The following is a 4,390-nucleotide window of genomic DNA, read 5'->3' as shown; positions in this document are numbered from 1 at the left end:
TTCTCGCCTAGGAACTGTACGTGTCACTTTCATGACATACAGCTCGAGCATACTTTTATCCTAATTGTCTTGTACTTTTGTTTTATCATTATATTTCCTATCACGCATTTTAAAGTATTCTCCCAAAGTTACATTGTAAGGGCTAGCATTATGTTTTATCATTGTGTGTCTTATTATTGGTGTCTGCATCATTCTTTTCAATTGCCTGTTTTCTATTGGGTCTGTGAGTGTCCATTTATTTTTGCTTTTACCCGTTAAATCTAATTTGTAGTATCTCTCATTTATCCATTTTGCAGATTTTTTAGGGTGTAATCGTTCTAAGAATCTTCGATTAACTTTATATATATGAAAATCCATTTTTGAAAACGTTTCTTTAGATACCATTGGACGCCAATAGTTTGCTTTGCCAATAATAATTGGATTCAGTATATTAAGGGGTATGTGTAGCAATGGAACAAAAACGGCAATGGGAAATACAATTTATACCATTGACGCTTAATTAATTATTTCTTTATTATTCAATAGGAAAAATTATAGCTATGTATAAATTAAATGAATACTTACCCACAATGTTAATATGATAATAACCTAATGGAGACAACCTTCTAATATCAGCATCATTTATAATTTCACCATCTTTACGTAGTTTTTCAATTGCTGCTTGCATATATCGTGTATTCCATACAATAATTGTATTAACAATAAGTCCTAATGAACTTAATTGATCCTCTTGCCCTTCTCTATATGCTTGGTGTAACTCGCCTTTTTTACCGTAGAATACCGCTCTTGAGTCTGTCTAACAATTATTATAGTAAGTTTTAAAACAAAAAGGAATTAGCTCCTTGATGTCGAATATATACTATAGGGAGCTGATATTATGCCATTTATTTTAGGTGAAGATAGATTTCAAATTAAGTTATTACCTAATACTTTAGATTATTATGTAAGTGAAAATAATCCTGTAAGGGTTATTGATGCTTATGTTGATACATTAGACCTAGAAGATCTTGGTTTTGAAATCTTTGATGGAGCTAGTCCCGGCCAAAAGCCATATAAGCGAGAGGATATCCTTAAAATATATATATATTGTTATATAAATAGAATAAGGAGTTCTCGTAGGATGGTGACCGAAACGAAAAGGAATATTGAATTAATGTGGCTTGTGAAGAAAATCTGTCCAGATCATGGAACTCTTTCAGCTTTTATGAAAAATAATAAAGCAGCTATCAAAAAACTTTTCAAAGAATTTATATTAATAATAAAGGGACTAGGATTAATAGATGGCAATTTACTTGCTATCGATGGTACTAAGTTAAAGGCTAACAGTGCTAAAAATAAACATTTTAATGAAAATATAATTAATAAAAAAGTTGAATATTACGAATCTAAAATCAATGAGTATATAAATGATTTTATAAATTCTACAATTGATGAAAGCCAGAAATTAGTTCTAACTGAAAAAGTAGAAACTTATAAAGACAGAATAAATCTGTTAAATACAATAAAAAATGAATTGAAGAGTCAAGGTAAAAAACAAATTTGTTTGACTGATCCAGATTCAAAATCTATGAAGAATAATGGTAAATTCGAAGTTTGCTATAATATGCAAACAATAGTTGACAGCGCATATAAGTTTATAGTTGATTTTGAAGTAACAAATGATGTTAATGATCAAGGTCAATTATCTAATATGTCATCTAAAGCTAAAGATATTTCCAGTGACCAGGACAAAATTTCTGTGGTTGCGGATACTGGATATTATAATATGAAAAAAATAGTAAGTACTGTAGATGAAAAGACTGAAGTTTTGATAAAGGGGTTCTAAGCCCAAAACCCCGCATTTTTTGAAATTTGAATATATTGTAAAATTCTTATATCATTTTTCAAAAACATTCCCGAAAGTACCCTATTTCGGGAATGTTTTAACTTATGTTTTCTGAAAATACAGGTTTGAAAGGTCTTAATCATAGAAGATCCAACCATCATTTATAGGAAAGTTGATATAAAATCAATTATTTAAGTAATATTATAGTAAACTTACAATTTTAAACCAAAATCAAAAATTACAGTGGTTAGGGCTTACAACCCCAAAAAGGAATAAATTTTCTTTATTACTTTTTGGTATACTATGTAGTTCTTCCTTTATTCGATTATTGTTTTAACTCTTTCTTCTCCACTAATGATACTAGTAATTCTAACACCAAAATTCTCATCTGCAACTATGACTTCTCCGTATGCTACTTTTTTCCCATTTACTAATATATCCACCGGTTCTTCTGCGAGTTTATCAAGTTCAATTAGTGACCCAGTTCCCAAATTTAAAATGTCCCTAATATTCTTTTTAGTTTTTCCAAGTACTACTGAAATTTCCAGTGGAACATCTAATATTAACTCAATGTTTCTAGGACAATTATAAACTGGAGATTTTGTTAGTGGCTGAAAAGCTGCTTTGCGAACCTCAACTTCCTTTGCGTAATACTCTGGTTCTGTTGACACATTTGTATTAATTGGTGTGCTTTGTGGTTCTATGTAAAAATGATCCGGCTTTACTTCTTGTGCTTTCATGTCACTTTGAGAGTTCAATGCTTTTGGAGCTTGCATGCTTTCTTCTGTTCCCATCATAATCGCAACTATTTTTTTAGCAGTTTCTATAGGAATCACTTGCATTATCACACTATCAATTAAATTGCCAATAGTCAATTTAAAAGCTACCTGAACAACTTCCTCATTTTCGTCTATATTATCACTTAACGGTGATGTATTTTCATCCCATACCTTAGATTGTGGAGGTGCAATATTTACTTCTCTTGCAAACATAGTCGCCATAGATGTTGCAGCAGATCCACTCATCTGATTCATGGCTTCTGATACTGCACTAATTTCAATTTCTGATAGTTCTGGTGTGCCTTGTATATTGTCATCTCCACCCATCATTAAACTAGCTATAACTGCCGCATCAGTAATTTTTATTACTAAAAGGTTTCCACCTGTGATACCACTTGTAAACTTCACATCTAAAGCAATATTAGGAACCTGAAAATCAGCCCTTAATTTTTTAAGTGTACTTACTGAAACCACTGGAGTTGCTATATTCACCGGTTGACCTACTATAGTGGAAAGTGCTGTTGATGCTGAGCCCATAGAAATATTTCCCACTTCACCTAGCAAATCTTTCTCACTATCGGTTAGCTCAAATGATTGTATAGGGTCAACACTTACTTCTTTGTCAGGGCTCATGTTTTGGTCATCAGTACTCATGTCCCCTCCATTTAAGAGAGTGTCGATTTCTTCTTGCGAAAGAAAGCCGTTACTCATAATTTCCCACCTCCTTATCTATTATCTGAATTCCCATGCTTTTACCTATGATGCCAGGTTTACCACTATAACACAAACAGTCTTCCACAAATACACTGACTTTGCTATCACTTGAATTATCGAGTGTTATAACATCACCTTCAGTTAATTGTAGAAATTCATTTACTGTAATATTTGTGCTACCTAACATTCCAGTTATTGGCACACTTACTATATTTAATTGTTCTTTTAATCTATTCCTAGATTCATTTATAAATTCTTCATCATTTTCTCTAAACCAATATTGAACAACTAGTTTATCAAGTACTTTTTCAATACTTAAATAAGGTATACACATATTTATAAAAGTAGTGTTATTACTCATTTCTACCGAAAAGGTAATTAAAGCAACTGGTTCATTTGGAGCTAGTGTTTGATTAAATGCTGGATTAGTCTCTAATGCCTCAATCTCTGGTTGTACTTCCAAAACATCTTCCCAAGCAAGTTTCAAGTTAGCTATAAGCCCTGCATTAACATTTCTTAATATATTTTTATCTATATCAGAAAATTCTTTAAATGTAACCTTCCTTGTTCCCATTCCTCCTAGAAGTATATCAATTACTTGAAAAGCAAACTGAGGATTAGTCTCAAATAATATAGAACCACTTAAAGGAGGCATTTTAAATACAGTTAAAATGGTAGGGTTAGGAATTGAATGAATAAATTCATCATAGGTTATTTGCTGAATGCTTTCAATTTCAATCTTTACATTATTTTTCAGCTGAGCAGATAAATAACTTGATATTATTCTTCCATAATTATCATGAATGAGCTCAAGCGTTCTCAGATGATCTTTTGAGAATTTTTGAGGACTTTTAAAATCATATAATTTAATTTTATGCTTTTCTTCTTCATTTGGGAGCTGATCTGGTTCTATTTCCCCAGAAGATAGGGCAGATAAAAGTGAATCTATTTTACTTTGCGATAATACTTCTGCCATATTTCTACCTTATCTCTCTGTATAACATTTTATTACTTTATTAACTTATTTTTTATTAGGGGTATGAAGAACATAGCTGTAACCAGAAGCAATAGG

Annotated in this window: 4 protein-coding genes and 1 pseudogene; 1 reads left to right on the top strand and 4 read right to left on the bottom strand. The window is 31.3% G+C overall.

Going from position 1 to position 4,390, the window contains the following annotated elements:
• Window positions 1–60: 60 nt before the first annotated feature.
• On the bottom strand, window positions 61–450 hold the full coding sequence (locus JJE11_RS15400) for a group II intron maturase-specific domain-containing protein (RefSeq protein ID WP_291637192.1): 390 nt from the start codon (window positions 448–450) through the stop codon (window positions 61–63).
• 64 nt (window positions 451–514) lie between these two features.
• Window positions 515–775, bottom strand: a pseudogene (locus tag JJE11_RS15395) (Tn3 family transposase); the annotation flags it as partial.
• 102 nt (window positions 776–877) lie between these two features.
• On the opposite strand from JJE11_RS15395, the gene JJE11_RS15390 reads away from it, so the two are divergent.
• Entirely contained in the window at window positions 878–1,825 is a 948-nt protein-coding gene (locus JJE11_RS15390; RefSeq protein WP_291637190.1) for a transposase, read from the top strand.
• A gap of 317 nt (window positions 1,826–2,142) precedes the next feature.
• Here JJE11_RS15390 and fliY read toward each other — a convergent pair whose 3' ends face one another.
• The gene (gene fliY, locus JJE11_RS15385; RefSeq protein WP_291637188.1) at window positions 2,143–3,315 is read right to left on the bottom strand and encodes a flagellar motor switch phosphatase FliY; all 1,173 of its coding nucleotides are present in this window, start codon (window positions 3,313–3,315) and stop codon (window positions 2,143–2,145) included.
• The gene (gene fliM / locus JJE11_RS15380) at window positions 3,308–4,294 is read right to left on the bottom strand and encodes a flagellar motor switch protein FliM (protein WP_291637186.1); all 987 of its coding nucleotides are present in this window, start codon (window positions 4,292–4,294) and stop codon (window positions 3,308–3,310) included. The genes fliY and fliM overlap by 8 nt, the downstream gene beginning before the upstream one ends.
• Window positions 4,295–4,390 lie beyond the last annotated feature (96 nt).

Source organism: Clostridium sp., assembly GCF_016650095.1.
Classification (GTDB): Bacteria; Bacillota; Clostridia; order Clostridiales; family Clostridiaceae; genus Clostridium_AD.
This window is presented reverse-complemented; position numbering and strand designations above follow the sequence as displayed.

Bases quoted from the DNA above. Each gene is read 5' to 3' on its own strand.
- fliY (WP_291637188.1), bottom strand. From the start codon at position 3,315: ATGAGTAACGGCTTTCTTTCGCAAGAAGAAATCGACACTCTCTTAAAT.
- fliM (WP_291637186.1), bottom strand. From the start codon at position 4,294: ATGGCAGAAGTATTATCGCAAAGTAAAATAGATTCACTTTTATCTGCC.
- JJE11_RS15390 (WP_291637190.1), top strand. From the start codon at position 878: ATGCCATTTATTTTAGGTGAAGATAGATTTCAAATTAAGTTATTACCT.